Origin of the sequence: Promicromonospora kroppenstedtii DSM 19349, from assembly GCF_000515355.1 — a bacterium.
Classification (GTDB): domain Bacteria; phylum Actinomycetota; class Actinomycetes; order Actinomycetales; family Cellulomonadaceae; genus Promicromonospora; species Promicromonospora kroppenstedtii.
On sequence record NZ_KI911686.1, the window covers coordinates 333,747 to 336,607 of the forward strand.

A 2,861-nucleotide genomic window follows, 5' to 3' on the forward strand; every position below is an offset into this window, starting at 1 on the left:
GGCGGTTCGGCGCCCTGGGCGCCGCCGACAGCGCGACCGTCGGCGTGTACTGCGGTTCGGGTGTCACGGCGGCGCACGAGGTGGCGGCGCTCGCCGTCGCAGGCGTGGACGCGGCGCTGTACCCGGGCTCCTGGTCGCAGTGGTCGAACGACCCCGCGCGGCCCGTCGCGGTGGGCTGACCGACCGTGCCCGGGTTTCGGTGCGGACCGGGTCAGGGCGTGGGGCTGACCTCGTTGAGCACGAGGATCTTCTGCCACACCTTGCGGGCCATGCCGACCGTCAGCGACTCGATGGTCGAGACCGTGTTCAGCACGATGTCGTCCTGCGACTCCTCGGCGCACAGCGCCGCCGCCTTGCCCACGATCGACAGCAGCTCGGTGCAGTACTCCAGGTAGTACTCGATCTGCTCCGGGGTCAGGTCGACGTCGTTGTTCTCCGACTCGCCCGTGAAGGCGTCCCGCAGGATCTCCGGCTCCTTGGTGAGCTGGTGCATGTCGATGATGTGCGCCAGGGAGCGCAGCCGGTGCAGCTTGGCCAGCAGGTCGGATCGCTGCACCCGCTGCGGCACCGAGTGCAGCACGACGACGGCGATCGCGACGAACACGATGTCGTTCACGGCGCTCTCGATGAGGGGCAGCCAGTCGAGGCCGTTGTCCGGCGCATCGGTGCCCGCGGCCTCGACGGCGAAGCCGAACGCCACCAGCGCGACGAGCACCACGAGGGCGATCAGGAGACGAGAGCCGGCCCGCACCAGGCGGCTGCGCCGCCGGGTCCCCGCCGAGGTGTCCGCCACCTGCTCCGTCAGGGTCGCGAGCTCCTGGGCCACCCGGTGGATGCCCCGGTCGGGGAACCGCGCGCCGATGCGTTCGCGCAGGCGGCGCGCGGTCTCGATGACGGGTGCGGGCTCGAGCTTCTCGAGCGGGATCACTGTCACGGCACGCAGCGTAGAGCCATCCACCGACAGCGCGGCCGGAGGTTCAGAGGCTCAGACGGTGACGTCACCGTCCGAGCCTGCGGTTCGCTCCAGGCGGTGCGCCTCGTTCCTCGGCGCTCCGCCTGCGCTCACCTCCGGCTCAGACGGTGATCGTGGTGAGCGGCATGGACGAGTCCACCGGGATGTCCAGGTTGCTCGGCGCCACCCCGGCCCGCACGACGGCGGAGCCAAGTGCCGCGATCATCGCGCCGTTGTCCGTGCAGTAGCGGATCGGCGGGATGCGCAGGTCGATGCCCGCCTCGGCGCAGCGCTTGGCCGCCATCTCGCGCAGCTGGCTGTTGGCGGAGAACCCGCCGCCGACCACCAGCGTGTTGACGCCGTGCTTGTGGCACGCGGCGATGGTCTTGGCCGTCAGGACGTCGGCGACGGCCTCGGCGAACGATGCCGCGACGTCGTGCACGGGGATCTCCTGCCCGGCGTCCGTGCGGGCCTCGACCCAGCGGGCCACTGCCGTCTTGAGACCCGAGAAGGAGAAGTCGTAGGCGTGCTTGGCCTGGTCCTTCGCGGCCGTGAGGCCGCGGGGGAACCGGATGGCCGTGGGGTCTCCCTCGCGCGCGAGCCGGTCGATGTGCGGCCCGCCGGGGTAGGGGAGGCCGAGCAGGCGACCGACCTTGTCGAAGGCCTCGCCCGCGGCGTCGTCCAGGGTGGAGCCGAGCTCGGTGACGTTCGTGGCGATGTCGTCGACCAGCAGCAGCGAGCTGTGTCCGCCGCTGACCACGAGCGCCATCGCGCGCTCAGGCAGCGGCCCGTCCACGAGCTGGTCCACGCACGCGTGCCCGATCACGTGGTTCACGCCGTACAGCGGCTTGTTCAGGCCGATAGACAGGGCCTTCGCGGCCGAGGCACCGATGGTGAGCGGCCCGACGAGCCCGGGCCCGGCGGTGACGGCGATCGCGTCGACCTCGGACAGGTCGACGTCCGCCTCGCCGAGGGCCTTCTGGATGGTGGGGATCATCGCCTCGAGGTGGGCGCGGCTGGCGACCTCGGGGATGATGCCCCCGTAGCGGGCGTGCTCCTCCATCGAGCTGGCGACGGCGTCGACCAGCAGGTCGTTTCCGCGGACCAGCGCGACGCCGGTCTCGTCGCAGGAGGTCTCGATACCGAGCACCAGTGGATCTGCCATGTGCTCCAGCCTAGTTCCCCGGCGGCGGTGAGCGTGGAACCGGCTGGGATGTGACACGCGGACGTGCGGGACGTCACGGTTGAATCTGGAACTATCGCTCAGGGCAACTTTGTTCCACCGGGCATGACTCAAGCACTCGAGGCCACCGCACCGCTCGCCATCGACGACGCGACCGCGGACCGCCTGTTCCGTACCGCGCGCACCGTGACGACCTTCGCGGAGTCGGAGGTCACCGACGAGCAGCTCACCGCCGTCTACGACCTCATCAAGTGGGGCCCGACGATGATGAACACGAGCCCGCTGCGGATGCTCGTCGTCCGCACGCCGGAGGCCCGGCAGCGCCTCGTCGGTCATATGCCCGAGAACAACCAGGAGCGCGTGTCCAAGGCCCCCGTCACGCTCGTGCTCGCCTACGACACCGACTTCCACGAGCGACTCGACGTGCTGATCCCGCACATGCCGGGCGCCCGCGAGATGTTCGCCGGGGACGCCGAGATGCGCGCCGGGGCGGCGCGCACCAGCGCCCTGCTCCAGGCCGGCTACCTCCTCGTCGGCCTGCGCGCCGCCGGCCTGGCCGTCGGCCCGATGAACGGCGACTACGCCGGGATCGACGCGGAGTTCTTCGCCGAGAACGGCTGGAAGGGCTTCCTCGTGGTCAACGTCAGCGCGGCCGACGGCGCCGACACCACCCGCCCGCGCGCCCCGCGCCTGAGCTTCGACGACGCCGCGCGGGTCGTCTGACCC

Annotated in this window: 3 protein-coding genes and 1 pseudogene; 2 read left to right on the top strand and 2 right to left on the bottom strand. The window is 71.2% G+C overall.

Annotated features, from left to right (window positions below):
• Positions 1 to 179 (top strand): annotated as a pseudogene (locus PROKR_RS37460) (sulfurtransferase); the annotation flags it as partial.
• A 32-nt stretch (positions 180 to 211) separates the two neighbouring features.
• Here the strand turns inward: PROKR_RS37460 and PROKR_RS16230 are convergent.
• Positions 212 to 934: a hypothetical protein gene (locus PROKR_RS16230; RefSeq protein ID WP_036964616.1), complete on the bottom strand. Its 723-nt coding sequence runs from the start codon at positions 932 to 934 to the stop codon at positions 212 to 214.
• Between the two features lie 139 nt (positions 935 to 1,073).
• Entirely contained in the window at positions 1,074 to 2,117 is a 1,044-nt protein-coding gene (tsaD, locus tag PROKR_RS16235) for a tRNA (adenosine(37)-N6)-threonylcarbamoyltransferase complex transferase subunit TsaD (RefSeq protein ID WP_036964617.1), read from the bottom strand.
• A 123-nt stretch (positions 2,118 to 2,240) separates the two neighbouring features.
• On the opposite strand from tsaD, the gene PROKR_RS16240 reads away from it, so the two are divergent.
• Positions 2,241 to 2,858 (top strand): malonic semialdehyde reductase, encoded by a 618-nt coding sequence (locus PROKR_RS16240; protein ID WP_036964618.1) that lies wholly within the window; start codon positions 2,241 to 2,243, stop codon positions 2,856 to 2,858.
• The last annotated feature ends 3 nt before the right edge of the window (positions 2,859 to 2,861 follow it).

Excerpts from the sequence above, each read along its gene's own strand:
- tsaD (WP_036964617.1), bottom strand. The coding sequence starts at position 2,117 with ATGGCAGATCCACTGGTGCTCGGTATCGAGACCTCCTGCGACGAGACC.
- PROKR_RS16240 (WP_036964618.1), top strand. The coding sequence starts at position 2,241 with ATGACTCAAGCACTCGAGGCCACCGCACCGCTCGCCATCGACGACGCG.